General features: G+C 43.8%; 23 protein-coding genes and 1 pseudogene. 10 read left to right on the top strand and 14 right to left on the bottom strand.

Going from position 1 to position 24,623, the window contains the following annotated elements; translation table 11 throughout:
• Window positions 1-35: 35 nt before the first annotated feature.
• The gene (locus R7P80_RS16735; RefSeq protein WP_225491732.1) at window positions 36-3,062 is read left to right on the top strand and encodes a polymer-forming cytoskeletal protein; all 3,027 of its coding nucleotides are present in this window, start codon (window positions 36-38) and stop codon (window positions 3,060-3,062) included.
• Window positions 3,063-3,126: 64 nt separating this feature from the next.
• On the opposite strand, the gene R7P80_RS16730 is transcribed toward R7P80_RS16735, so the two are convergent.
• From R7P80_RS16730 to pcp, 4 genes are all read right to left on the bottom strand, one after another.
• Window positions 3,127-4,419: a DEAD/DEAH box helicase gene (locus R7P80_RS16730; RefSeq protein WP_025768979.1), complete on the bottom strand. Its 1,293-nt coding sequence runs from the start codon at window positions 4,417-4,419 to the stop codon at window positions 3,127-3,129.
• Window positions 4,420-4,589: 170 nt separating this feature from the next.
• On the bottom strand, window positions 4,590-5,576 hold the full coding sequence (locus R7P80_RS16725) for a CobW family GTP-binding protein (protein WP_213964131.1): 987 nt from the start codon (window positions 5,574-5,576) through the stop codon (window positions 4,590-4,592).
• 63 nt (window positions 5,577-5,639) lie between these two features.
• A complete protein-coding gene (locus R7P80_RS16720) occupies window positions 5,640-5,903 on the bottom strand; it encodes a hypothetical protein (RefSeq protein ID WP_171342534.1) in 264 nt (87 codons plus the stop codon).
• A 199-nt stretch (window positions 5,904-6,102) separates the two neighbouring features.
• The gene (pcp, locus tag R7P80_RS16715) at window positions 6,103-6,741 is read right to left on the bottom strand and encodes a pyroglutamyl-peptidase I (RefSeq protein WP_138940367.1); all 639 of its coding nucleotides are present in this window, start codon (window positions 6,739-6,741) and stop codon (window positions 6,103-6,105) included.
• Window positions 6,742-7,030: 289 nt separating this feature from the next.
• Between pcp and R7P80_RS16710 the strand changes: the two genes are divergently transcribed.
• From R7P80_RS16710 to trpB, 4 genes and pseudogenes are all read left to right on the top strand, one after another.
• Complete coding sequence (locus R7P80_RS16710; RefSeq protein WP_005375646.1) at window positions 7,031-7,279, top strand: hypothetical protein; 249 nt, start codon at window positions 7,031-7,033, stop codon at window positions 7,277-7,279.
• A gap of 306 nt (window positions 7,280-7,585) precedes the next feature.
• Entirely contained in the window at window positions 7,586-7,798 is a 213-nt protein-coding gene (locus tag R7P80_RS16705) for a cold-shock protein (RefSeq protein WP_005375644.1), read from the top strand.
• A 359-nt stretch (window positions 7,799-8,157) separates the two neighbouring features.
• Window positions 8,158-8,464, top strand: a pseudogene (locus tag R7P80_RS16700) (S1 RNA-binding domain-containing protein); the annotation flags it as partial.
• Between the two features lie 400 nt (window positions 8,465-8,864).
• Window positions 8,865-10,088: a tryptophan synthase subunit beta gene (gene trpB / locus R7P80_RS16695; protein ID WP_213964130.1), complete on the top strand. Its 1,224-nt coding sequence runs from the start codon at window positions 8,865-8,867 to the stop codon at window positions 10,086-10,088.
• 131 nt (window positions 10,089-10,219) lie between these two features.
• Here the strand turns inward: trpB and R7P80_RS16690 are convergent, their stop codons facing one another.
• Window positions 10,220-11,677, bottom strand: a complete 1,458-nt coding sequence (locus R7P80_RS16690; RefSeq protein ID WP_225491733.1) for a DUF3360 domain-containing protein — start codon at window positions 11,675-11,677, stop codon at window positions 10,220-10,222.
• A 418-nt stretch (window positions 11,678-12,095) separates the two neighbouring features.
• On the opposite strand from R7P80_RS16690, the gene R7P80_RS16685 reads away from it, so the two are divergent.
• Complete coding sequence (locus R7P80_RS16685; protein WP_005375544.1) at window positions 12,096-12,512, top strand: VF530 family DNA-binding protein; 417 nt, start codon at window positions 12,096-12,098, stop codon at window positions 12,510-12,512.
• A gap of 151 nt (window positions 12,513-12,663) precedes the next feature.
• Here the strand turns inward: R7P80_RS16685 and R7P80_RS16680 are convergent, their stop codons facing one another.
• The 5 genes from R7P80_RS16680 to R7P80_RS16660 form a co-directional block, all read right to left on the bottom strand.
• Window positions 12,664-13,914 (bottom strand): DEAD/DEAH box helicase, encoded by a 1,251-nt coding sequence (locus R7P80_RS16680; protein WP_225491734.1) that lies wholly within the window; start codon window positions 13,912-13,914, stop codon window positions 12,664-12,666.
• A gap of 393 nt (window positions 13,915-14,307) precedes the next feature.
• Window positions 14,308-14,778 (bottom strand): hypothetical protein, encoded by a 471-nt coding sequence (locus R7P80_RS16675; protein WP_017821094.1) that lies wholly within the window; start codon window positions 14,776-14,778, stop codon window positions 14,308-14,310.
• Complete coding sequence (locus R7P80_RS16670; protein ID WP_017821095.1) at window positions 14,768-15,679, bottom strand: hypothetical protein; 912 nt, start codon at window positions 15,677-15,679, stop codon at window positions 14,768-14,770. The genes R7P80_RS16675 and R7P80_RS16670 overlap by 11 nt, the downstream gene beginning before the upstream one ends.
• Before the next feature lie 319 nt (window positions 15,680-15,998).
• A complete protein-coding gene (locus R7P80_RS16665; RefSeq protein ID WP_136976461.1) occupies window positions 15,999-16,244 on the bottom strand; it encodes a hypothetical protein in 246 nt (81 codons plus the stop codon).
• Between the two features lie 40 nt (window positions 16,245-16,284).
• Window positions 16,285-16,500 carry a DUF3820 family protein gene (locus R7P80_RS16660; protein WP_005375557.1) on the bottom strand — a complete coding sequence of 72 codons (216 nt, stop codon included), beginning with the start codon at window positions 16,498-16,500 and terminating at the stop codon, window positions 16,285-16,287.
• Window positions 16,501-16,643: 143 nt separating this feature from the next.
• Between R7P80_RS16660 and R7P80_RS16655 the strand changes: the two genes are divergently transcribed.
• Window positions 16,644-16,952: a cysteine-rich CWC family protein gene (locus tag R7P80_RS16655; RefSeq protein WP_080276966.1), complete on the top strand. Its 309-nt coding sequence runs from the start codon at window positions 16,644-16,646 to the stop codon at window positions 16,950-16,952.
• Between the two features lie 38 nt (window positions 16,953-16,990).
• Here the strand turns inward: R7P80_RS16655 and R7P80_RS16650 are convergent, their stop codons facing one another.
• Window positions 16,991-17,335, bottom strand: a complete 345-nt coding sequence (locus R7P80_RS16650; protein ID WP_005375560.1) for a HopJ type III effector protein — start codon at window positions 17,333-17,335, stop codon at window positions 16,991-16,993.
• Window positions 17,336-17,534: 199 nt separating this feature from the next.
• On the opposite strand from R7P80_RS16650, the gene R7P80_RS16645 reads away from it, so the two are divergent.
• On the top strand, window positions 17,535-19,304 hold the full coding sequence (locus R7P80_RS16645) for a choice-of-anchor I family protein (RefSeq protein WP_136976463.1): 1,770 nt from the start codon (window positions 17,535-17,537) through the stop codon (window positions 19,302-19,304).
• A 71-nt stretch (window positions 19,305-19,375) separates the two neighbouring features.
• Here R7P80_RS16645 and R7P80_RS16640 read toward each other — a convergent pair whose 3' ends face one another.
• Window positions 19,376-19,714 carry a 4a-hydroxytetrahydrobiopterin dehydratase gene (locus tag R7P80_RS16640; RefSeq protein ID WP_005375563.1) on the bottom strand — a complete coding sequence of 113 codons (339 nt, stop codon included), beginning with the start codon at window positions 19,712-19,714 and terminating at the stop codon, window positions 19,376-19,378.
• A complete protein-coding gene (gene phhA / locus R7P80_RS16635) occupies window positions 19,704-20,498 on the bottom strand; it encodes a phenylalanine 4-monooxygenase (RefSeq protein WP_005375564.1) in 795 nt (264 codons plus the stop codon). The genes R7P80_RS16640 and phhA overlap by 11 nt, the downstream gene beginning before the upstream one ends.
• Window positions 20,499-20,720: 222 nt before the next feature.
• Here phhA and R7P80_RS16630 point away from each other — a divergent pair, with 222 nt between their 5' ends.
• Window positions 20,721-22,694, top strand: coding sequence for an acetoacetate--CoA ligase (locus R7P80_RS16630; RefSeq protein WP_225491735.1), 1,974 nt, complete (start codon window positions 20,721-20,723; stop codon window positions 22,692-22,694).
• Window positions 22,695-22,842: 148 nt separating this feature from the next.
• Here R7P80_RS16630 and R7P80_RS16625 read toward each other — a convergent pair whose 3' ends face one another.
• On the bottom strand, window positions 22,843-23,418 hold the full coding sequence (locus R7P80_RS16625; protein ID WP_017821100.1) for a class I SAM-dependent DNA methyltransferase: 576 nt from the start codon (window positions 23,416-23,418) through the stop codon (window positions 22,843-22,845).
• A 171-nt stretch (window positions 23,419-23,589) separates the two neighbouring features.
• Here R7P80_RS16625 and R7P80_RS16620 point away from each other — a divergent pair, with 171 nt between their 5' ends.
• Window positions 23,590-24,468, top strand: coding sequence for a LysR family transcriptional regulator (locus R7P80_RS16620; RefSeq protein WP_005375568.1), 879 nt, complete (start codon window positions 23,590-23,592; stop codon window positions 24,466-24,468).
• Window positions 24,469-24,623: the final 155 nt, after the last annotated feature.

Genomic DNA, 24,623 nt, shown 5'->3' with positions numbered 1-24,623 from the left:
TGATGCCATCTTGTTCCACTTTTTTAGGACATTTGATGATGCGTCTTTGCAGTATTTTCGCTGCGGTTCTTTTTTTACCGCTAACCTCACACGCCACCACTTATGACGTAAAAGATCTATCTGAGTTAGGTCAACTTTGCTCACACAAGAATTTTAGTATCGGAAGCGATGGTACGACTTATCACTGTACAGGGAAACTAGTCCTACCCGCTGGTGACAAAATTGTTTCCTCATTACCGGACAAAGAGATAACGCTAGAAGCAGCTCATGGCATTGTGTTAGAGGGGAACAATACGATTGGTGAACCCAATAAGCGTATCTCTCTCCACGCCCTCGCTACCGGATTAACGGTTAGCAATGAGAAGGCTTCAAACCTTGACGATTACCAAAACAAACACACTGTCATCTATGGTGATCTTCTATCGGCTTACCCAACAAAGCTGCATAACATTCTCATAGACGGGAATATTAAGCTAACAGGTTCGACACTTCACATTGATGGAACGTACAACACCATTATTGGTGATATTTCGACACACAGCACGACCAATGTATTTAATACAAACATCTGTGGTAAGGTCGAATCACAAGGCGAAACACTACACCTAAAAACAAACCATCCTTTACAAGACCATTTTGTCGTCGGTGATGTTTCTGCGCACAACTCTCTGATTATAAAAGATATATCGATCTATGGTACAGCTGAATCTGTAGGATCGTCAGCTACATTAAGTGGCTCATTCTATAGTTCCACCGCAGCAATTAAATACTTCCAAACATTGAACTTCAACAACGCTCCAAATCAGCCTAGTCAAGTTTGTGGTGAAATCCAACAAACGCCAGGAAGTGCGCAAACGAAAGCACAAGACAACAAATACACGCAATACTGTGGATTGGGCGAGGCTGATTGTCACTACTCTTCCCAAATCTGTCCAATCACCCCTCAAGATGTTCCGAATTGCAGCATGCAGCCTCCATCGGAGAACGACTTAAACCTCAGCGTCACACCATCGGACGACATGGCACTGATGTGCGGCGACGATCTTCCGCAATTTACAGTAACAACAACCAATAATGGAGAAGTTGTAAGGGCAGAAGTCAGTGCTGTCCTATCACACCCTGACTTATTCACTTTAGAGGTGGTTAAAGGTCATCAGACATTAGGAGCAAACCAATTTATATCTGACGAGAATGGTGAACTTGTTGTTCGAGTGGTCCCGAACGATATTGATACCATCGCGTTAGGTACTAACTACACGCTGACTTTCACTATGGCGAAAGACACGAGCAAGCATCAAACTGTTAGCTTTATGTTTACACCATTTATGTTTGAGGCCTACTCAAAGGCGAAAAGCACCGCTTTAAACGAAATACACGTTATTGCAGGTAAGCCAGAAAACGTGCATACGCGATTACTTGCTTGTGCCACCAACGGCGAACCTGTAGTAGCAAGCAACTACAATGGTACGCCTAAAGTTTTTCATCCATTGGTTCAACCATTAGGAGGAAGTGAAGGAAACTTTAGCTATTCAGTAGAGTTTGAAGATGGCTTGTCTGAACATGGCCTTATCACGAACGAATCCGGCATATTTGAAGTGACACTGTCCGATCATTTTGAATGTGAGGGATTTGAAGAGTGCCCAGAAAAAGGCAAAGTGGAAGTGAGAGGAACATTTAATGTGCACTCGCGACCATGGACACTCGCTATTTGTGACAACCAACGTGCTTTGCCTTCTGGCACCTCTGAACAAGGAGAAGGGTTTCTTGCTGCCGGAGAACTTTTCTCTCTAACGGTGAAACCAATCATTTGGCAACCTGACGGCTCTGTAAGTGGGTCTGTTGAATCAGCACGCTATTGTGATGCTTCTATCACCCGTAATTTTACGCTTGATGACGCTCCAGCAGCATCGGTTGTCTTGTCGAGTGAGCAACATACGCCATCAGAGACAGCGAACCAAACCTCAAAATTGCTAAAAAGTAGTGACTCACTGGCTCAGGCGCATAATTCAGCCAAGAATGATCAATTCGTCTTTAATGGATTATATTGGGAAGAAGTCGGGAGCTTGAGAGTAAAAGCAAACCTAGAAAGTAAATATCTAGGTATGACTGTGAACGAAGGCTATCGTTACGTTGGTCGTTTTTCCCCAAAATATTTTCAAGTGCAAGACCAAGAATGGCACTACCCACATGGCCAAACTTTTGCCTACATGAATCAACCTTTTGAGAAAGTCACTTACGATGTTGTCGCACTCAATGCGAATAAGGAAAACGTGAAGAATTACGTCCACTTTTCGTCTAACCTTCAACAACATTTCGATTTAGGCGAGCTAAGCTCATACTCCGATCGGTTTTTGCCGCCTAAGCCTAAGAAGGTAGACTGGAAACTACTGGGTAGCGCGAGTGTTGGAACGTTTGTTATAGAGAAGCCCTCGACCAATGCGACTTGTAACAATAGCCCATGCTGGAAAAAGAACACGACAGATAAGCAATATCCTGATGGCCCATTTAATAAAGGGACTAACAGTGACAGCAGCAAAATAGGTATAGTCACGACTAAAGCCGTTGATGAGGTAAATTTCTTTGATAACAGCGAAATGCTCACTCAACAACCGGACATTCGATTCGGTCGTTTGAACTTTCAAGATGTAGGTGGCAACCAAGGCATGGTGTTCAAAGTGCCACTTGCTGTAGAAACTTGGCAAAACGGTCGATTTACGACTAACTTCGATGACAGTTCAACGACGGCGAATGGTGAATATTACTTCAGCACGCCAATTTGGTCGAATGCGCCTGCAAACAACGCCATGCTTTCTGGAGTTGGGACAATGCATGTTGGCAGGATGACCGATATCGTTGCAAGCCAAATTGACTCAGCACGCGAGCAAATACAATTCCACCTGGATTTAGACGGCTCAGGTAATCGCATCCCTTGGCTGAAATACGATTGGGATAACACGACAAGTGAAGAGGAAAATCCACCTGTTACAGTTACGTTTGGTATTCACCGAGGAAACGATCGCATTATTTATCGTGGTGAGCCAAATATGCTTGGCCTAAATTAACGCGAAACGACAAAACAAAAAAAGCCCCTCAATTGAGGGGCTCTTTTCACACAGACTGTGTAATTTACTTTGCGCCACGACGCGCTTTCAGGCGCTTCACCATAGCAAGACGACGCTCTGCCGACCCTTGGTCTGTTGCCGACTGGTTCGGGTTATTACGACGACCTTGACGATTCTTAAACGCTGGTTTTGAGTGCAGCTTTTCAATGTAAGATTCACGCTGTTTTGGTTCATAGCCTGCAAGCTCAATACGGCGAATGCGTTGCTGGATTAGATTTTCAACCTGAACAACCGTGAGCTCTTCATCTCGATTTACAAATGAAACGGCATGACCTTGTTTACCTGCACGGCCTGTACGACCAATTCGGTGAACGTAATCTTCCGCTAGGAAAGGCATGTCATAGTTCACAACGTGAGGTAAATCTTCAATATCTAGACCTCGAGCAGCGACATCGGTAGCCACCATGACACGTGCTTTACCGGACTTGAACTCTTCTAACGCACGACGACGAGCACTTTGAGCACGGTCACCATGACAAACCACCGCTTTGATGCCATCAAGTTTCAACTCTTTTACAACGTCGTTTGCGGTCTCTTTGTAGTTCACAAATACCAACACTTGTTTCCAGTTCTTACGACCAATCAGCTCCGAAAGCAGTTCCGTTTTTCGCTCTTGATCAACTGGATATAACACGTGAGCAACTGTCTGTGCTGTCGTATTCGCTCGCTCAACTTCAATACGCTTAGGCTTACGCAGGATATCTTTTGCTAACAGATTTAGTTGGCTCGAAGTCGTTGCAGAAAACATCATAATTTGCGGATCAGTATCCACATCTAGCATAATCTTACGTACTGCGTGAATAAAGCCCATGTCCAAGATACGGTCTGCTTCATCAAACACTAAAAACTCTAAGTGTGCGACCGAGACATTACCTTGTTCAATGTGCTCTTCCAATCGACCAGGTGTAGCCACTAGGATATCTACACCGTTTTCTAATGCCGTTACTTGAGAAGACATTTTACGGCCACCGAAAATCGCGGCCACAGACAGGTTCGTGTACTTCGTGTAAGCTTTGATGTTGTCAGCAATTTGTTCAGCAAGCTCACGAGTTGGAGCCAAGATAAGTGCGCGAGCAGTCTTACGAGAAGCGCTACGGTTACTGTCTAGCAACTGCTGAATCATAGGCAGAGAAAACGCAGCCGTTTTACCAGTACCTGTTTGTGCTGTAGCGAAAATATCATGGCCTTTGCGAGCCATTGGAATCGCCTTCTGTTGAATTGGCGTTAACTTTTCATAACCGCATTCTGCCAGTGCTTTAACCACTTCTGGCGCAAAACCTTGAGATGAAAATGACATTGAGCGTATTCCTTAAACAAACCACTAAAAATAGCTTTAAAAATTTAGCCGTGCACTATACCCGAATTTGAGTGATTTATCTCACTTTTCTCATTGAAACGCTACAAAAGCAAAAACGGCGAACGCAGACAGATTGCTGGCTCACCGTTTCCGTTTAACCTTTGCGCGATTTAATGTTTGATGCCAGATAACTGAAGGAGAATTCGCTCAAGCTCATCCCATGGCAACAGCTGAGAATCTATCACTTCTAATCGTGATTCAAACCCTTCTAAGCTGATTTCATTCACCGAAACGACTCGGTTTGCAACATTAAACGCGTAACAACCTTGATCCGTATTGACCACCGCTTTAACACGCTCTGCGGTCAAGTCCGAAAGCATAGAGAAAAGCTTTTCAAAATCAAACTTATACTCTGCCCCAAACAACCACCCACAACTAAAATAACCCTGCCCTTTGTTCTCTTTGCGCACAAAGGCTTCACCAGGCGCCAACTGGAATTGAGGCTCTTGGTGAGCATGGTCATGATGATGTGACTCGATATGGGAAGAAGCGCTGCCGTAAACCCGTTCGATATCCAAGACTTCTATCGGTAACTCACCGTCATGAATAAGCTTACTGAATACTTTTGAAGGGGATTGGTCCGTCACCCAGTCATTAAACACATCAAGATCGTGGCTGGAACATAGGTCAACCTTACTACCAATAACCACATCTGCACTGTCTAACTGGTCCACGAAGTTTTGGTTAGAACGATACTTTTCATCACTTAAGTTACGCGGATCAACCAAGGCAATCGTCGCTTTAAGATCAACGTAAGGTTCATACTGCTGTGAGGTAAGCGTCGCGATAACCTGTTTTGGATGACCAAGGCCTGTCGGCTCAATCAATAAACGGTCCGGTTTTTGACGCAATAATGCGGTGATACCTACCGACATCGGCACACCCGCAGTGCAGCACATACAACCACCCGGCACTTCTTTAATCAGCGCGCCTTGGTCGGTCATCAATGCACCGTCGATGCCAATCTCACCAAATTCATTGACCAAAACCGCCCAGTTTTCTTTTTCCGGTTTGTTCTTCAGTAGATTTAAAATCGTGGTCGTTTTACCGACACCCAGAAATCCGGTCAGTATGTTGGTTGGTACTCGATTTGACATGCTTATCTCCGACACGTTAGTGCATTAATGCTCCAGCAAAGTATACGGAGAATGTGACTCGCTTCAACGCTTTTTATCGCACGCATCAAGCTCATTGCGTGATGCGTTGGCACACATTTTTCGAGCTTGTTTGGGTTGACTTATCAACTCTGAACGCTTCATATCAGACAGGTATCTACTGGTATAAATAACGCAAGTAAAAAACGCGATAATAGCGACTACGATGGGAAGAACTCCGAGCGTGTTTTCGAATTTAAGCGCAGCAATAGCCAATGCGAAAACAGCGACAGAGATAAGTGCGATTGACTTACTTTTGTTGCTTTTCATAATAACTCGCCTTTCGTAAAGTTAGCCCCCTAACACCTCCTGTACTAGAGGAATGCCAGTTTGGAACAACATCCAACCTGACTATTCAATGCTACTCCTTTCGCTACTTGTGAAATTTGACGAAGCTAACATTTACTACGACATCAAACGACGAGCTTATCATTATCTTTCAAACACTTACTGAATTTTAAAACACTTACTAGCAAATCGTTCCACCGCTTACCAGGATATCGCTATCATTGGCAATACAAACTTGCGCCACCAGCTTTAGTCCTTCGACTATCATGTCCAAAGACATAGAAGGCTGACTGCCATCTGCTGCTTGTTCTGGCAATAATGGAATATGAACAAACCCGTGACGAATCGGATTGTCTTTCAAGTAATGTTGGATCCCATAAAAGAGATGGTTACATACAAATGTTCCAGCACTGTTGGAAATCTGGCTAGGTATACCCTGCGTTTGCAACGTTTGCACAACACGCTTTATCGGTAGTGTCGAGAAGTAAGCATCAGGACCCTCAGCCACCACGGGTTCATCAATCGGTTGATAACCAACGTTATCTGGAATACGAAAATCATCGACATTAATTGCGACACGCTCTGGGGTTATCGCGCTACGCCCGGCCGCTTGCCCTACAGTAATCACACAGTCTGGCTGGTGCGCTTCTATTGCTTCAATAACGACTTTCACCGAGTCGTATCGAGCTACGGGGACTGGGCAAGTAACTATCACACCGCCTTTTATGGCCGCAGCCTCTAATTGCTTGACCGCTTCTAAGGCGGGGTTAATGGCGTCACCACCAAAAGGTTCAAAACCGGTAATCAGGACTTTCTTCATAACAGCCTTTAGGAAAAGAGTTTTACAAATTATTGCACTCCCCTTCACCCCATCCAATAGCAAAAGTATTGATGAGATAAACCAGACAACATTATGTGACTCATGTCTAACCAGAGAGTGTTTTCTGCCTCATTGAATCTAGGCAAGTTCCGGACTATCGAGACTAACTTATTGATGATTAGTGGCAAGGCAAGGTTCTCTCATTACATGACGCACGTAGAAGCTTGGTTTCCACGCTTAACTTAGGTAGAGTACGCGACCGCAATGCAATTCGAAGAGATTGAATACAATGAATATTGATAACCATGTAATCGAAACGATTGAAGAGTTGGAGGCATTTCTGCATTTAGTAGAAAGCGGCGCTCTAGGCCTTGAAGGTGTCACAGGCGTTGCGCTAGCCACCTCTAATACCGATGGCCGTCCATTTGTTGCCGTATTAGGAGAAAAGCACCAATTGCTCCTTGGCCGCTGGGTTTCGCAGCACGTATATGACAATGGTAAAGACATCGTTCGTAACGGCCCAACCAGAAAACACTAAGCGCTCGACGCCACCTATAACATCACGCCGTCTTATACACCAAGCGTATGCTTTGAAAGCAATGCGCTTGGTGTACTCAAAAAATAAAAAAGAAAAGGCTAGCCTTTATTAATTTTGTCGGTATACTGCACATCAGCTCTTACGGAAAGAGCTATTAATGTAATTAAAGATCAAAGTTTCTCTCAGTTCCACATCGAATTCCTCGTTTACGTTCCTGCGACAAAATAGTTATCTCTAAAATCATATAGTAGCACTTGATATTAGCTAAAAATTCAATATTTAAAACAATCAAATATAGAGGTATCTATGTCTAATAAATTAACTGGTTCAGTAAAATGGTTCAACGAAACTAAAGGTTTTGGTTTTATTTCTCAAGACAATGGCGGTGATGACGTATTCGTTCACTTCCGTTCTATTGTTTCTGAAGGCTTCAAAACTCTTACTGAAGGCCAAAAAGTATCGTTCGTTGTTGAACAAGGTAACAAAGGTTTACAAGCAGCTGAAGTAACTGCTCTGTAATTCTTTGTGTGGCATCAATGTTGTTGGTGCCACAATCCCCTTCCACTTGTTACTGCCCTTACTATTCTCTATCTAAATTTATATAGCCAAATCACTTACCTCTCCCACACCATCATTAATCACTTTCAATAAAGTCACTTTGGTATACATCTTTAGGTAATCACACAACCTACCTTGCAATTCCAGTTTGGAATTAAATTAATCTCATTCATATCTGAATCACTTCGCCTCATGCTTTGCTCATAAAAATAAAGTTTATAAAATAAAAGCGATTGGCGAATATAAGAGAAAAAATGAAATTAAATATATCTGCTCAATCAATAAATTCTAATAACTACGAGCACATAATCCCTAGCTGAGAGGTTGAGTTTGCACTGAAATGTCATTACATGAAGCCATTTATCGGACAACACTTCATAGGGACAGCGTGTGAAGTCACACACTTCGGGGTATTTGTTGAGTTAGAGGAACCGAACCGAAGGTCTCATTCCTTTATCAAGTTTCCAAAATGGTGAGTTCGAATTTGATGCAGTCAAACAAAAAATTTCCAGCCAGAGCGCCACGTTTACTTTAGGAGCTAAAGTGCACGTGTTGGTTAAAGACGCCAATTCGAGACAAAGAAAGATCATGTCCAACTTAAAAGACGCGGAACACGCGGTAGGTTAGCCTGTTTTAGGTTACTTTCTAATCCATTAATCAAAAATAAAAAATAAGCTTTTAATACCGCAATTAACTTGTGATATTTCGCTGACATCGACTCATTCTAAAACCCTAATATCTGACAAAGGAAACGAATCTAATTTTTGTTTCCAGACACCATCGCAGAGTGTATTTCCAGCATTCTGTTTGCCTCGAGAGGTTCTTATGACAGCCTAGGATCTCTCGAGGCTTTTTTGCATCTATTCAAACCACCTGATTCTACATCACAACTATTATCCCCTACACAAGCTGTACTTTTTAACTAGTGCACTAGATCGCGAACTCTGATTTAAGCAACTGATCACACAACCACTTCTAAATTTTGGGTATAAAAGTATCAATACTTTCGTTAACTAGGATGTAAATAATGAAAAACTCGTTTGATCTCACTATGCCCAACGAAGAAGGATACTTTGGTGAATACGGTGGTAGCTTTGTTCCACCTGAGCTTGAACAAATCATGCATGACATCAACGCAGCTTATGAGGAATGCAGCAAAGATCCTGAATTTAAAGCGGAACTCGCTCGCCTGTATAAGCACTTTGTTGGACGACCTAGCCCAATCTTCCATGCGGAAAACTTGTCTAAAAAATACGGAGCAGACATCTACCTAAAGCGCGAAGACTTAAACCATACAGGCGCACATAAAATTAACCACTGCTTAGGGGAAGCCATTCTCGCTAAAAAGATGGGTAAGAAGAAACTAATTGCAGAAACTGGCGCAGGGCAACACGGTGTTGCGCTTGCTACAGCCGCGGCATTGGTTGGCTTGAAATGCGACATTTACATGGGTGAAGTTGATATCGCCAAAGAGCATCCGAATGTCGTCCGCATGAGAATCCTTGGTGCTAATGTCATTCCTGCCACTCATGGGCGCAAAACCCTCAAAGAAGCGGTAGATTCTGCATTCGAAGCTTATCTGAAAGATCCTGATACACAACTTTATGCGATAGGCTCTGTCGTTGGCCCTCACCCATTCCCTAAAATGGTGAGAGATTTCCAATCAATTATCGGTAACGAAGCACGAGTTCAATTCAAAGAAATGACCGGCAAGTTACCCAATAATCTCGTCGCATGCGTTGGAGGTGGTTCTAACGCGATGGGGCTATTTACTGCTTTCTTAGAGGATGAACAAGTCGCCATTCACGGCGTTGAACCTGCGGGCCGCTCTTTGCAAAAAGTTGGCGAGCATGCTGCAACACTCGCACTCGGTGAGCCAGGTATCATGCACGGATTTAAGTCTTACATGCTTAAAGATGCGCAAGGCGAACCTCAGGAAGTGTACTCTGTAGCAAGTGGCTTGGATTACCCATCGGTTGGGCCTCAGCATAGTTACTTAAAAGACATTGGCCGTGTCAATTACGGCTCAATCAGTGATGACGAAGCGATTGATGCCTTCTTTGAGCTGTCTCGTGAAGAGGGAATAATCCCTGCTATTGAATCCTCACACGCTGTCGCTTACGCAATTAAACTCGCGCAGCAAGGAGAAACCGGCTCGATTTTGATCAACTTATCAGGCCGTGGTGACAAAGACATTGATTTTGTCGTTGAACACTACGGCGCAAAATACGGCATTGAATCACTCATATAGCCTAACTCCGTAGCCTAACCCTACATGCAAAAAGCTACCTGGTACTAGGTAGCTTTTTGTTTTTGTCTACTATTTTAAGAAGCAAGCCCCTTTACTCACTGCTCTCACTATACCTTTAGAGCATAATTCGATTAACCGATAAGAGCTGGAATGCCTGGAAGCTGACCAACAATAGCAAGGGAGCCTGCACAAACGATAAACGCAGTGCCAGGAATCAGATATTTATCTTTGCGCGATAGTTCGTTAGCACGCTCATGGTCGCCGATAAGCCCGAGGTTATCCAACAGCATCGTGATTGCCCAACCGAAGACTGGATTAACGAATGCACAGGCAAAAATACAGATACCTGCACTGAGTGAATCTTTATGCTTATGGATCATCTGCATACCCGCTTCAAGAAGTGGTAAGAATACACCCACAATCAAAGCAACGCGCAGAACAGGTTCCCACATTGCTAGATCCATTGGGTAGCCAATTACCGCCGCCGCAATACACATGAAACCCGTCAACAGAGCGCCACCTGGAATAGGACGCTTGGCAATTGCGGCAGGAATCATGTACGTTCCCCAAGAAGAAGCTAGGTTTCCGCCCCCTAAGAGTGAACCAACCCCCTGACGAACAGATGCTCCGACCATCGTGTCATCGACATCCATTAGTACGCCTTTCGCTTCTTTCGGGTAGTTAAGTTCTTGAAACACACGATGGCCGAGATAATCAGGGGACCACATAGCGACTGCCAGTAGAGCAAATGGAGTCACGGCAATAAAGTGCTCTAGGGTTGGCCAGCCTAGTTGCCAACCAGTATTTTCACCCCACCAATAAAATGGACTGAAATTAGGTAGGCCGGGCTCAGTAGTAAAAGTGAATTCCGCCCCCATCATATAAGCAACAATACCCGCGAGTGCCGAACACAGCGGGATAGCGAGCCAACGTTTATTGACCTTGGCTAAGTAAGCGTAAACCATAACGGTTAGGCCTATGACCACAAACGAAATGTAACCTTGGTCCGTACTTGCAGCCCACGCTTCCGTCTTATTAATTTGCCCGAGCAACCCAACAGCACCAAGGTAGATCAACAACCCTCCTCGAACCCCGATACCAGTCAGAGTCATGAGTTTAGAGCCACCTTTGGTTAAGGCGAGAATTAACCCAAAAACACATACCATCAAACCTAGCGCGAGAGGGTGCCCTCCTGCAGCTGCAATCATAGGAATCAGCGGTATCATTGGGCCATGGGTTCCCGCTAAGTTTGCATTCGGGTTTAGGATGGCAGAAAACAGAATGACGAACAGGGCTCCAGCGATAAGTAATTCGTAACGCACGTTTTCTGCAATGAATTCCGGAGATAAACCAAACTGAGCAGCAAAAGCGGAAACCATGGCAGTGACCATAACCACTTTACCAATGGTTGCTGCTAATGCCGGTACCCAGTCTTCGATTTCAATACTGTAATCACGTGAGGGCAAATGAATTCCCCAGCGACGGAAGCTCATAACGGTTAAATCATGATTTAGAAAGTCTTCTCGGTTTTCAAATTCATGCGGTTTTTTGCGCACATCCCTGTAAAAAGTCTTACTTTTGTCAGACATTGAGTCATCCTTTTATGTTTCAACGTTGAACTACGTCAACTAGAGTTTCGCTTGGTAGACAGGCCTTCGACCAATACGAGACAACACCCACATCAAACTTCTAGGCCATACTAAGAAAGCGGCATGAACGAATTTTGATTTTGAGCTTATTAAGCATGTGTTGCTATGGGTAGGAATATTAGACATTAGTAAAAGAACAACAAAAATCTCACTTATTATACAATAATTTAACATCGAACTAGGACGCTTGAACTTTTATGAGTCATTTTTGAGCAGAGAGCCAAGTAGAACGGCCAATTCCGATTTATACTTTCAAGGTAGAGATCACTGTGCTCGCATCCATCGCAAAGTAACTATAGATATCTCTGCATTGTATACTTTGTTAAACTCCGCCCTTTAATGAGTAAGGCCCTTAAAAATGATGACTGACGAAGAGAGAATCGAGCTGCAACAGAACAATCCACTGCACGGGTTAAAGCTAGAGACTATGTTGCAAGAGTTAGTGGATTTTTACGGCTGGGACATTCTAGATACAGCAATGCGTTTTAATTGCTTTAACACTAAGCCTTCGATTGCAAGTAGCGTGAAGTATTTAAAGAAAACCGAATGGGCGAGAGAAAAATTAGAAAACTTTTACCTTTATCGCTTTAAGCGCATGCCACGCGCGAGCGAAGAAGAATACAACTTACCGCCAAGAGCTCGTACGTTCCCTCATGGCCTTGAACCTAAAGAGCCAATGCCGCTAACCGTTGACTCTATTCTTAAGTCACAAGCCAAAGCAGCGTCTGCATTTAAAAAGCGTTCACCTCGCGGACGCCCTGCTCGTCGCCAATAACACTATCTTGAAAAGCAATAGAGCCCTACTGGTAGCTCCAGCAGGGCTCTATTGTTCTTTAAAGGAATGGCTAGAAGCGAAGACTCAAGCTAGTGAGCATTCCTTTTCTCTAACAACTCCCGTAAGTAAACTCACATGTAGTTTACGTTTTCTATTGATTACGCTTTTTCTTCTTTTTACCCGTACCTGCCGGCTTCGCTCGCGGCTTCATTGGTAAAAAGTAGGCTTCACTCTGATCGTCTTCCACTTCAAAACCGACTACCTGCTCACGTTCAAGTTGGAACTTATTTTTCTTTTCTATCACTTTGAAATGGTGGTAGTCGTCGTAATCGATAAGAGATAATCCTAAACCTACTTCACCAGCACGACCACTACGACCGATTCGATGCATGTAATCAGCAGGGCTACGCGGAAGATCGAAGTTAATCACCACTGGAAGTTTTTCAATATCAAGGCCGCGTGCTGCGATATCAGTGGCAATAAGAACTTGAATCTCGCCAGACTTAAAACCGTCAAGGACACGAGTACGAGCGCCCTGCCCTTTATCACCATGGAAAACTTCAGCGGTAATACCGCGTTTTGACAGCTTTTGAGCTAAATGGTTACAGACATTCTTAGCATTCACAAAAATCAGAGTCTGTCGCCACTGATGCTGTTTGATTAAGTGCGCGAGTACCGCCGTCTTCTCACCTTTATTTACACTAAACACGCGCTGCACCAAAGTGCTGGCTTCTGCGCTCTGCAACTGAACTTCAACAGGGTCGCGGAGCAACTGCTGAGCCAACGTCGTCACTTTATCAGGGAAAGTTGCAGAAAATAACAGCGTCTGTTTCTTCTCTGGGAGTAACGCAAGAATCTTATTCAGTTCTTCGGTAAATCCGAGGCTCAACATACGGTCGGCTTCGTCAAGAACAAGCGTTTTTACTTGGTCCAACTTAATCGCGTTACTGGATACCAGATCAAGTAATCGACCCGGCGTTGCAACAATGATGTCACAGCCACCACGAAGCGCCAGCATTTGTGGGTTCACCGATACACCACCAAATACGGCAACCGTTTTGATCTTATCTCTGAGATGGTATGAGTAAGATTTGACGTTATATGCCACCTGTGATGCCAACTCACGAGTAGGTACTAAAATCAGGTGGGAAACGAAGTTGCCACGGCGATTGTTTGATTCGTCTTGCTGAACAATTTTTTGCAAGATTGGCAGCGAAAAAGCAGCGGTTTTACCAGACCCCGTATTGGCACCACCAATAATATCTTTCCCTTCAAGGATATCAGGAATAGAACGGGATTGAATGGGCGTCGGTTGGCTGTATTCCAACGCTTCTAGTCGCTCGACTAAGGTTGGAATCAGGCCAAGGTCGGCAAATGTCGCTTGCTGTGTTTTATCTGTCATTACGATGAGTGGCTCAGTGCTAGTAAAGGCCGTGTATCTTATGCTATTTCGCGTCTGGATGTTAGAAATAATGGGCCAAACAGAAGATTGGTGAAAGAAGCACTATAGGGTTCAGGAATTTCCTTTCACTAACATGAGTTAATGGTTTCGGTAACCAATACTCTACGACCAAGATGGTAAAGCTCACGACAAGCAAAGTGAAAAGGAGTCAGGCATTCTGACTCCTGTAAAGCAAAATACAGCTTGAGAAAACCCTATAGCTTATAATTGGACAAAAATGCGTTACGACAAATAGAATATTAGCAACTAATGGATAACTTCAAGTATTGAGAGCTAGCGCATGACATGTACATACGCTAGCAGGGTGCTTGTGCCAAGAGCTTGAAAGGTGATTTAATCGCACGAACTAGGGTCTAAAACATACGTCCGACTTGAGGATTTTAATGTAAGTTCTTGTTCAGAAGTACATTCAATATAGTCATATTGCTTTATTTTTTCTCTCGTGTTGTTATCTAACCATATGGCAGAGGCAATAGAACTTAATACTATTATCGCTATAGAATATAGCCCTGTTTTTGTCGAAAATGGTACTTTTAGTAATAGTTCTGTTGACCTGTGTAGCATAGCTATGGGAATGATCGCTATAAAACCAAATATTAGAAGGCCTACAAAAGAAGCAACATTGTTCACTAAACCTGCTAGTTTTACTTTAGGAATGATACCGATTGAGTTGTTAATGCTAATTAACTCATTAATTGAGCTGTAGCTCAACCACACCATAAAAACCATAAGAGGCCAACTAGCCATCACTTTAAGCCAACGCTTTATCTTTAGTCTTCGGTTAAATTTTTCATTAGAAATCATTAATAGTTTTCTCTACTTGATTCTTCATCGGTTCCGTGAATTTAAATTGGTCATCTAGTTTAGATATTTCCTTTCCTACAATAAACGCAGTAACAGCGAAAATACCAAGTGTTAGAGCGGTTGGCACAACAAGTACCGTACTTAATGTTGCGACTCCCAGAATAGTTATTCCTTGAGCGATAACTCCTGCGGCAATGCCCTTAGATATATCCGCTGTAAATTGGCCGACCACTTCACCTAGCGTTTTTTCATCATGTAGAATGTAGTCAACCGCATTAACCGCACCACTAAACACAAGTTCAACATAGATGTTGCCTTTCAAGAAACTGACATTGCCTTGAACAGTATTTAGAGCATGACCAATTTTAAGCATTTGTGGTGTTGCTTCTTGCCAACGGATACCTAGGTCTAAATATTTAGGCTTGTAGTTCTCAACCACAATATTCATTACACCATTGATATTGACAGCTTTAGCGGTTGCCCCCCAAGCGCCAAGCTCTTTAGCGACCTCATAAGCGCCTTTAAGCCCCATGCCTACGCCAGTGTAGTCCTTGCCGTTCGAAAGTTGTCCATGCGAGTCTTTGATGAGCAAGTCTAAATACTCGTTACCTTCTTCAACAGTCAGTACCGCAATACTCACGTTCTCTTGTTGAGAGGTGTCCCACTGATATTCTTTAGCTTGCTTTTGTAAATCATCGTTCCATTCTTTTTCTGTTAGGTCGTAAGCTTGTTGGTCCGCTTTGCGTTCAGCAAGAACGCGCTCTCTATTTTCAGTCCATCGTTTCTCATCGCTCGCGGTAGATCTCAGCTCTTCCTGACGTTCTCGGCGTTGACGTGCTGCTCGTTCTCTAGTGGTTTCTTGTCTTTCTTCTGGGGCTACAGGAGAGGATTCATATCTCATGGGAGTCGGTTTTACTGATAAATAAAAAGGATAATAACAATATTTTCAGTGATTTATCATCCCCAACAAGATTGCATGATGATTTAACCAATCAAATAGGCAGTTTGACTAATCAAACAAGCACAATGAAGGCTCAATAGTGTTGAGTTACATTCAATCGGATAACTTTTCGTAGGGTAAAACGTACGAACCAAATTTTGTAGAGTATTTATTCCAGTTTGTTTTGGGGCAAAAAAGAGTCAGCCTAACGGTCTGGCTCTTTTGAATGAAAAAATAGTCTGGTGGGAGAACTTGTAAGGCTGTGGCAGGTTACACTCACTTACTCCTTAGGCAGGTGACCAGTTTCCTTCGCAAGCTTTTGCATCGCCTCGGCAAACGTTGTTGTCCCGCCTTTAGCTTTAACCTGTATTACCTTATATCCCAGCTTTTCCAATGCTTGGCGCTCTGCCAAAACAGCTTTGTCATTGTGTTGGCTAACTTGAGCTGGCTGATGAATGTAACATCCCTCTAATTTACCATCTTCGACCAATTGGTGGTGTTTCAGTGCATCGATATCAAAATTCATAATAAGTCTTTTCATCAAGAGTGGGCGTTTCTGTAGCTAATTACATGCGCTTCAAAGGCTTCACGACACTATCTAAGCCTTCAATTTTGAGCGCTAAACATAGCTTGAGCAAATCCCCTAGCTCGCCGCTTGGCCAGCCCTTTTTATCAAACCACAGTAAGTATTCTTCAGGCAGATCGATTAACACTCGCCCTGCATATTTCCCAAATGGCATTTGCATTCTAGCGAGTTTAATGAGGTTTTCTTTTTCTAACATAAGTGACAGAGAGTTAAGGTAACTCGCCCAAGGGTAACACTGGTTCTCCCTCCTCACCAGCAAATCGCAGTCACGTTTATTTTGGCGGCCTTGACTCGCTTTGTGCTAGAGTACGCGGCATAAAAAATGAGAACGAGAAAGCAATGAAGTCACCTTGTCGAGCAGCATGTAAAAATAACGCCGGAATATGCTCTGGTTGTCACCGGACGATGGATGAAATCATCCAATGGAAAGACAAAACCGATCTCCAACGAGATGCGATTATCGAACAAATCGCAGGAGAAGATTCAACGCACAGTTGTCCTGAGTGCGGGACTCAAGCCCATTGTGATATCGCCGCAGGCAAAGAGACATGCTGGTGCTTTACTATTGAAACCCGTGATTTACCCAAGCCAAGCGCCAACCAGCTGTGTTTGTGCCGAAAATGTCTAGAAAAAAAGCCAGTCGCGTAATACGACTGGCTTACTGATCATCGTTTTCTGACTGGTGTTTATTTAGCGGTTAAAGCGGACGCTTCAAACTTAATGCCTTCCCACCCTGTCACCATAAAATTACGAATATTCTGGTGATCGCTGTTCTCTGGATGCTGCAATACATCTTCACGATAAAAACGGCCAAAGCAGGCTAGCGTCGCTTCTTTGTCGAGGTTGTTTAGCAAACCGAAAGCGAAGATCTTACACGAACCGTTGTTCTCGCCTGCATTGTTTTGTGTCTCACCATTTACAAAAGCGGTTGGCTCAAACGTATAGTTATCTTCGATCACCGCCATCGTTGCTTCAAATTCGACCTGCTCTGGTGACGCTGCCAATAAATCTAAAAACGATTTTAATTCCATTATTCCTCTATCCCTACTTCATCATATTGATGACACATTAGTTTCATAAAAAGCCAATATAAGAGTCATCAATCATACATATATTCAGAGCCTTACCAAATCAAACGTCATTCAGCGCTCTATCATTCCAATTGCGGAAATGGACAGCAGCATAAAACCCATGCTGATTGACAACCTATCGGATTGATAAGGAGATATCATGATCACCCCTTTAAAGGCAATCGGTGTACTCGCATTGTCATCACTTGCCATCGCGTGTTCATCACAACCCGAAGATACCGTGGCTTCATTCGCTACACAATGCAAACCTACCACTGCACCCGTTACTAGGGAAACGTCAATTCAAGGTTTAACGTTTATCGGAACATCCGTTGCTGATGCTTCATTCGACACATCGGCAGCTGAAATCGTGAGTTATGACGCCTGTACAGATAAGCTCTATGTGGTGAATGCTCAAGCAAAACGTATCGATGTACTTTCTATGGATGACAACGGCGTACCAACGCAAAGCGCATTCATTGATCTCAACAGCGCTGGCGAAGCAGCGGGCATTGAAATTGGCGCAGCAAACAGTGTCGCTGTATTCAATGGTTTGGTAGCTGTTGCGATTGAAAACAGTAATAAACAAGCGAATGGTATTGTTGGCTTGTACCGCTCCGACGATTTGTCATTAGTCATGACGTTTCCAACAGGCGCATTGCCAGACATGGTTGGCTTCTCGAAAGATGGCCGATACATCGCAACCGCTAATGAAGGAGAACCAAACAGCGATTACAGCATTGACCCTGAAGGTAGTATCACTTTGATCGATCTGAGCCTTGGTGTTACTCAAGCAGAAGTGACACAAATTGGCTTTAACGAATTTGATGGTTCACGAAAAGCAGAGCTCCCAATGAATGTGCGTATTTCGGGGCCAAACGCCACCGTCGCACAAGATCTAGAGCCTGAATACCTCACTTTTGCAGATAACGGTAAAATCTATGTCGCGCTACAAGAAAATAACGCCATGGCAATCGTCAATCCAGAGAGCAAATCGGTAGAAAAAATTGTTGGCTTAGGTGAGAAGTCTTGGTCGGGCGCTAAACTCGATGCATCCAACAAAGACAAAATCATTGGGAACTTGAAAAGCTACCCACAACTGGTTGGCTTATTTATGCCTGACACTATCGACAGCTACTCAGTGAATGGGAGTACTTACATCGTATCTGCAAATGAAGGCGACGGGCGTGAGTATGGATTCAAAACCACTCAAGAATTGTGCGACAAAGCTGGCTTTATGTGGGATGAAGACGATTACCTCGGTACAGATGAATATACATCTGAGCAAGGAACCTGTTTAAGCCATATTGATGAAGTGCGCGGTAAGAAGCTGAAAGTGGCAGCAGAACACCCATTGGCAGAGGCACTAAAAGACAACAAACAACTCGCGCGTTTAAAAGTGATTAAGCCGGAACAAACGCTTTCTGCACAAGAGAATGTTCAATCATTTGGCGCGCGTTCATTCTCGATTTGGGATGAAAACGGCAAGTTGGTCTTCGATAGTGGTGACGATTTCGCGACTATCGCGCTGCTGAATGAAGGCAAGAACTTCAACAGCACCAACGATAACAATAATAGTGGCGATGACCGAAGTGATGATAAAGGCATTGAGCCAGAGGCGATTGAAGTAGCACAAATTAACGGCCGCCATTACGCGTTTATCGGCTTGGAGCGTCAAGGCGGTATCATGATTTATGACATCACAGACCCGAAACAAGCGCAGTTTATGCATTACGTCAACCGCCGTGATTACAATCAACCAGTGTGTACAGAAGTCGAAGATGGCGAATGCATGAACGATACATACAATCCAAAAGCAGGCGATTTAGGTCCAGAATCCATTAATTACTTTACCCGTAATGGTGGTCATTTTATCGTCGTTGGCAATGAGGTATCGGGCACGACATCCGTCTTCCGAATCAATCTATAAAGTAATGTAAAAGTCATTTAGAACCAAAACGCCCGACGTAAGCCGGGCGTTTTTTTGTATGAGGTAATGTCCTACTCTGCCGATGCTAGCGCGTCACACTTTGATGCGCAGATAAAATCGTTTTTATGCAGACCTTTGATAGAGTGACTCCACCACGTTACGGTAACCTTACCCCATTCCAACAAAATAGAAGGATGGTGGAACTCATCTTCTGCCAGTTCCGCGATTTTGTTACTGAAAGCCCATGCTTGTTTGAAGTTCTTAAATTTATACACCTTTTCTAGTTGAGGTATATCTTCTCTTTCAATGATCTGCCAATCAGACAATTGCAGCAGCAGAGATTGTTGTTCTTCTTTGCTTAGTGCAATGGCATCGATACTACAAGCTTCGCATTTTTGTTCATTCAACATGAGCAGGTTCCTTTGGTTCAAAAAGTGGAGGAAGCAGTCCAGCTTCAATCGCTAGATCGGCTTGTTTCAATAAATTTAACTGACTGATTTTAAAAAGCTGAGAAAAGTCATCAATCACGTAGTACTTCGGTTGCATGATGTCGATACGATAAGGCGTTCTCAGCACAGTTTGTAATTCAAATGGGTCGCGAATTGCTGCATCACTCTCTAATGCGTAGAGGGTTTCGCCAGGAGATGAAAGAATACCACCACCGTAAATTTTGGTTTTGTCCCCTTCTTTCACCAAACCAAACTCTACGGTAAACCAGTAGAGACGAGCGAGATAGGCTCTTTGTTTTGGGGTAGCGGCTTGTCCTAGTTGACCATAATGCTCGGTAAATGCAGCAAAGTCTGGGTTGGTTAACATCGCGCAATGACCAAATATTTCGTGGAAGAAATCTGGCTCCTGTAAGTAATCGAACTCATCTCTTGTACGCAAGAATGTGGCGACTGGAAAGCGCTTATTACCGAGTAGATTAAAAAATCGGTCGAAATCAATAAGCGCGGGAACGGGCTCCACTTGCCAACCTGTTGTCTCCATCAAGACACGATTAATTTCTGGCAACTGAGGAACGCGGTCTTGAGGTAAATCAAGCAGCGTCAAACCGTGTAAATAAGCCTCACAAGCTCTGTTTTGGATCACACCCATTTGTCGTGTTACCAAATCTCGCCAAATGGCGTCTTCTTCACGGCTCCATTCAACCCTGCCTTCCTGGTTTACGGGTTTAGAACGATACTGGGTCATGGCTCATCTCCATTAACAAATCCTTTACATTAAGCCTATCTGTAGTCTTAAGAGCTTCCAATCCCTACGCGATTTTCTCAGCATCATCCCGATGTAACATATTGTTTACAACGCATCGTAACTGCATGATTTTTATGACACGATATAATCTCTGGCTTGTTTGACTTTATCGTGTATTCCTCTCAAACTAAAACCTGTTATCACTTTGTTATAGAGGGACCTATGCGCGAGAGCAGCAAAGTATGGCAACCGAGCGAAAGTCGTATCGAAGAAGCCAACATTACACAGTTTATTGAACACATTAATCGACAAGGAAATACCCTTGAAAGCTTCGCTGATCTGCATCAATGGTCACTCGATCATGTAGAAAAATTTTGGCAGGAAGTTTGGCTATTCTGCGACGTCATTGGCACTCAGGGAGAGACCATAAAAGAGCGAGCAGAAAGTCGCTGGCAGCAACCTGTTGAAAATAGGGATATAAAATGGTTCCCAAACGGGCAAATTAACTATGCCGAAAATTTGCTAACCTACGCGTGTCACCAACCCGATGATCTCGCGATTTGGTTTGAAAATGAACGTGAAGAAAAACAGACCTACACCTGGAAACAATTGTGCGAAGAAGTTTCGAGTGTGCAGCAATGGTTGAAAGAATGTGGAATTAAGCAAGGTGATGTCGTCGCTGGGTATTTACCTCACCTACCTCAAACGGTGATAGCTATGCTAGCAACCACCAGTTTAGGGGCGACCTGGACTTCCACCTCACCTGATTTTGGCATCGAAAGCGTTTTGGAGCGCTTTGGTCAAGTGAAACCCAAAATCCTGTTTACTTGTGATGGCTATACATTCAATGGCAAAACTTTCGATATGTCTGAGAAAAACCAGCATATTGCGGATCATCTTGATGGTCTTAAACAAGTTTGCCAAATTAGCTACCTTAAACCACACATTTTTGAATGCGATGTCTGCACCCAAGATTGGCAAAACGTCCTGAATCAATACACCCCCGAAGCGCTGACTTTTACTCGTGTGAATTTTAACGATCCGCTATTTGTGCTCTATTCTTCAGGCACAACAGGCAAACCGAAATGCATCGTTCATTCCGTCGGCGGAACGGTGCTTAATCACTTGAAAGAGCATCAACTGCATTGCGATATTCAACCGAACGACCGAGTGTTTTACTACACAACCTGCGGCTGGATGATGTGGAACTGGCACGTTTCTTCACTCGCGAGCGGTGCATGTTTGGTGATTTTTGATGGTAGCCCTGTTTACCCCACTCATAATGTGCTCTGGGACCTCGCAGAACAAGCCGAAGTGACGCTATTTGGAACCTCAGCAAAATACCTAGAGGCGCTGGAAAAAGCATCTTTTTCTCCGCAGAAAAGTGATGCATTTCCAAGTCTGAAAACCATTTGCTCAACGGGCTCTGTTCTGTATCCAGAACAGTTTGATTATGTCTATCAGCACATTAAAGAAGATGTACACCTCGCCTCGATTTCTGGCGGAACAGACATTTGTGGTTGCTTTGTATTGGGCAACCCTATTTCTCCCGTTTATCGGGGAGAGTGCCAATCAGCAGGGTTAGGGGTTGATGTCCGAGTCTTTAACCCACAAGGTAATAGCGTAATGGGAGAGCGCGGTGAGTTGGTTTGTGCCAATTCATTACCCAACTTCCCTGCTGGCTTTTGGAATGACACCGGTGAGAGATATCATCGTGCTTATTGGGATAAATTCGACAATATTTGGCACCACGGCGATGATGTTGAACAGACCCGCGTTGGGGGATACGTGTTTTATGGTCGAAGTGATACCACGTTGAATCCTGGTGGCGTAAGAATCGGCACGGCCGAAATCTATCAGCAAGTGAACTGTATAGACGGTATTCTAGATTCGATCGCAGTAGGAAAAGAAGTCGATCGCAACGAACAAATATGGCTGTTTGTCCAATTAGTCAAAGGGGTAGAGCTCAATGACGAGATGATCGCTTCCATCAAAGCACAGCTAAAGTCTGCATGTTCTCCAAGGCATGTACCTAGTGCAATTTACGCAATAAGCGATATACCTAAGACACGCTCAGGAAAGCTGGTCGAGTTAGCCGTTAAGCAAGTCGTTAACAACCGAAGCGTCGAAAATTTAGGCGCAATAGCCAACCCTGAAGTGCTGGAGGAGATACGCAGGATAGTCGTCTCAAAATAACCTCCGAAGACTAAGTTGTTCGAGTATGTCCTTGCCTGCACCACGACGCTTGTTTAGAGCAAGTGAAGTTACATATACCCTCAGCAGATAAGAAAAAAGCGAGCTTGTTAGCTCGCTTTTGTCATTTTTTGTTCTTTATTCAGCGGTATTAGCGACGACCAAGCCCCATTAATACCGACATTGTTTTACCATCAGATGTAATGTCAAAAACGTGTTGCGATTCAACTTCAGTAAAGCCTGCTTCTTTCAGTGCACGCTCAGACTTCGCAAGGGTAAAACCGTCTTGTTCACATTCTGCAATCCAATCAAAATGAACAAAATAGCCGCCGTGGTTAAGTAGAGAATGCGAGATCGTTAATGACGCGTCTAAGTCTTCCACAAACGCTAAAACTGATGATGCAACCACCAAGTCGAACTGTCCACGAAAGGCCGGATGCTGAGCGACCAAGCCGCGAGATAATGCATCTACCACAGGTTCTACGTTGACGAGCTCTTTTTTATCGAGTTCCTCAATCATGGCTTCCGATGCGTCTAATGCTACGATGTCTTTAACCATCGGTGACAATCGTTGACTTAACTGCCCTGTTCCGCATCCAAAATCTAGTACTTTAATGCCATCAAGCTGAGTTAGCTGTTGTAACTGCTCAAACACCGACTGCGCAAATTGCTCTGTTGCTGGATTTGATTCCCAGTTTTTTGCTAAGCCGTCCCAATCTTGTGCCATCGTGGCCTCCATGTTCACTTTTTGTAACCCACATAGATTACCGCAAAACCGTTAAAAGACCATAGACTTATCTGGCGGATTCGCGTTTTTTTCGATAATCTTTCATGGCTTTGGGAGCGCATCTGCATAATACCCAAATTATTTGAATTCATTTATTGGTTGTGTCAAATCATGAACTTAACTCAAGTAGAAGCCTTCTGCACCATCGCTGAGTGTGGTTCTGTTTCTGAAGCGGCAAGGCAACTCGACTGCAATCGCACCAAACTCAGTATGTCGATTAAGGCATTAGAGAAAGATCTCGACGTTGAATTGTTTAACCGAACTGGCAACCAGCTCACCCTCTCTGAAGCTGGGAAAGCCATTTACAAAGATTGCGAACACCTACTTATCATCGCACAACGGGTCAGAAAGACCTGCGCTCAAATCTCGGAAGGGTTTAACGCGGAAGTTTGGGTAGCACGTGACGACTCCTTACCTGATGATCTCTGGCAAGAATTATCTCATACATTGAATAACCGCTTTCCTTCAACAACCTTCAACTTAATCTTGGCATCCAGTGGCGACTTAGCCAACTTGGTCAGTACCCACCAAGTAGATTTTGCTTTCGGCGTTGATTATGAGCGAGTAGACGATCCTCGTATCGTATATAACCCTTTAGGTAAGATACGTATGATGTCAGTATGCAGTGTAGAACACCGCCTAAGTAAGATGCGCCGTGTCTCAGACGAAGATCTACGTAGTCAGATGCAAGCACTAATGGTGTACCTAAATGAGAAAGACAACCCTGAACTGCAACCTTTCTCGACTCGATATATTGGTTTTTCGAGTTTTGACTACATGCTGAACACCATCTTAGAAGAAGACGCTTGGGGCGTGCTTCCTGAACCATTAATCCGCCATTACCTTCGTCAGCAGAAGCTCGCCGTTATCAAACACACATACGGATTGACGCAAGAAGACTACTGTATGTTTTCACCTAACGGCCATACTGAGCATCCAGCAATGACGTGGTTAGCAGATAAATTGAGCGAGTATTTATTTGACTTCTAAACATTTTATCAGTGAGCGTCAATTTTACTGACACCAAAAAATCACAGTAAGCCATTGTTTTATAGGAATATAAATAAAAACGCAATTTTTTAGATTAGTTACTGGTCACTTTGTGGTTGCCTAAATTACCTTATGAGCGAAGAATAGTAAGGTAT

This window comes from Vibrio sp. 2092, assembly GCF_033339635.1.
GTDB classification, from domain to species: Bacteria; Pseudomonadota; Gammaproteobacteria; order Enterobacterales; family Vibrionaceae; genus Vibrio; species Vibrio alginolyticus.
This window is presented reverse-complemented; position numbering and strand designations above follow the sequence as displayed.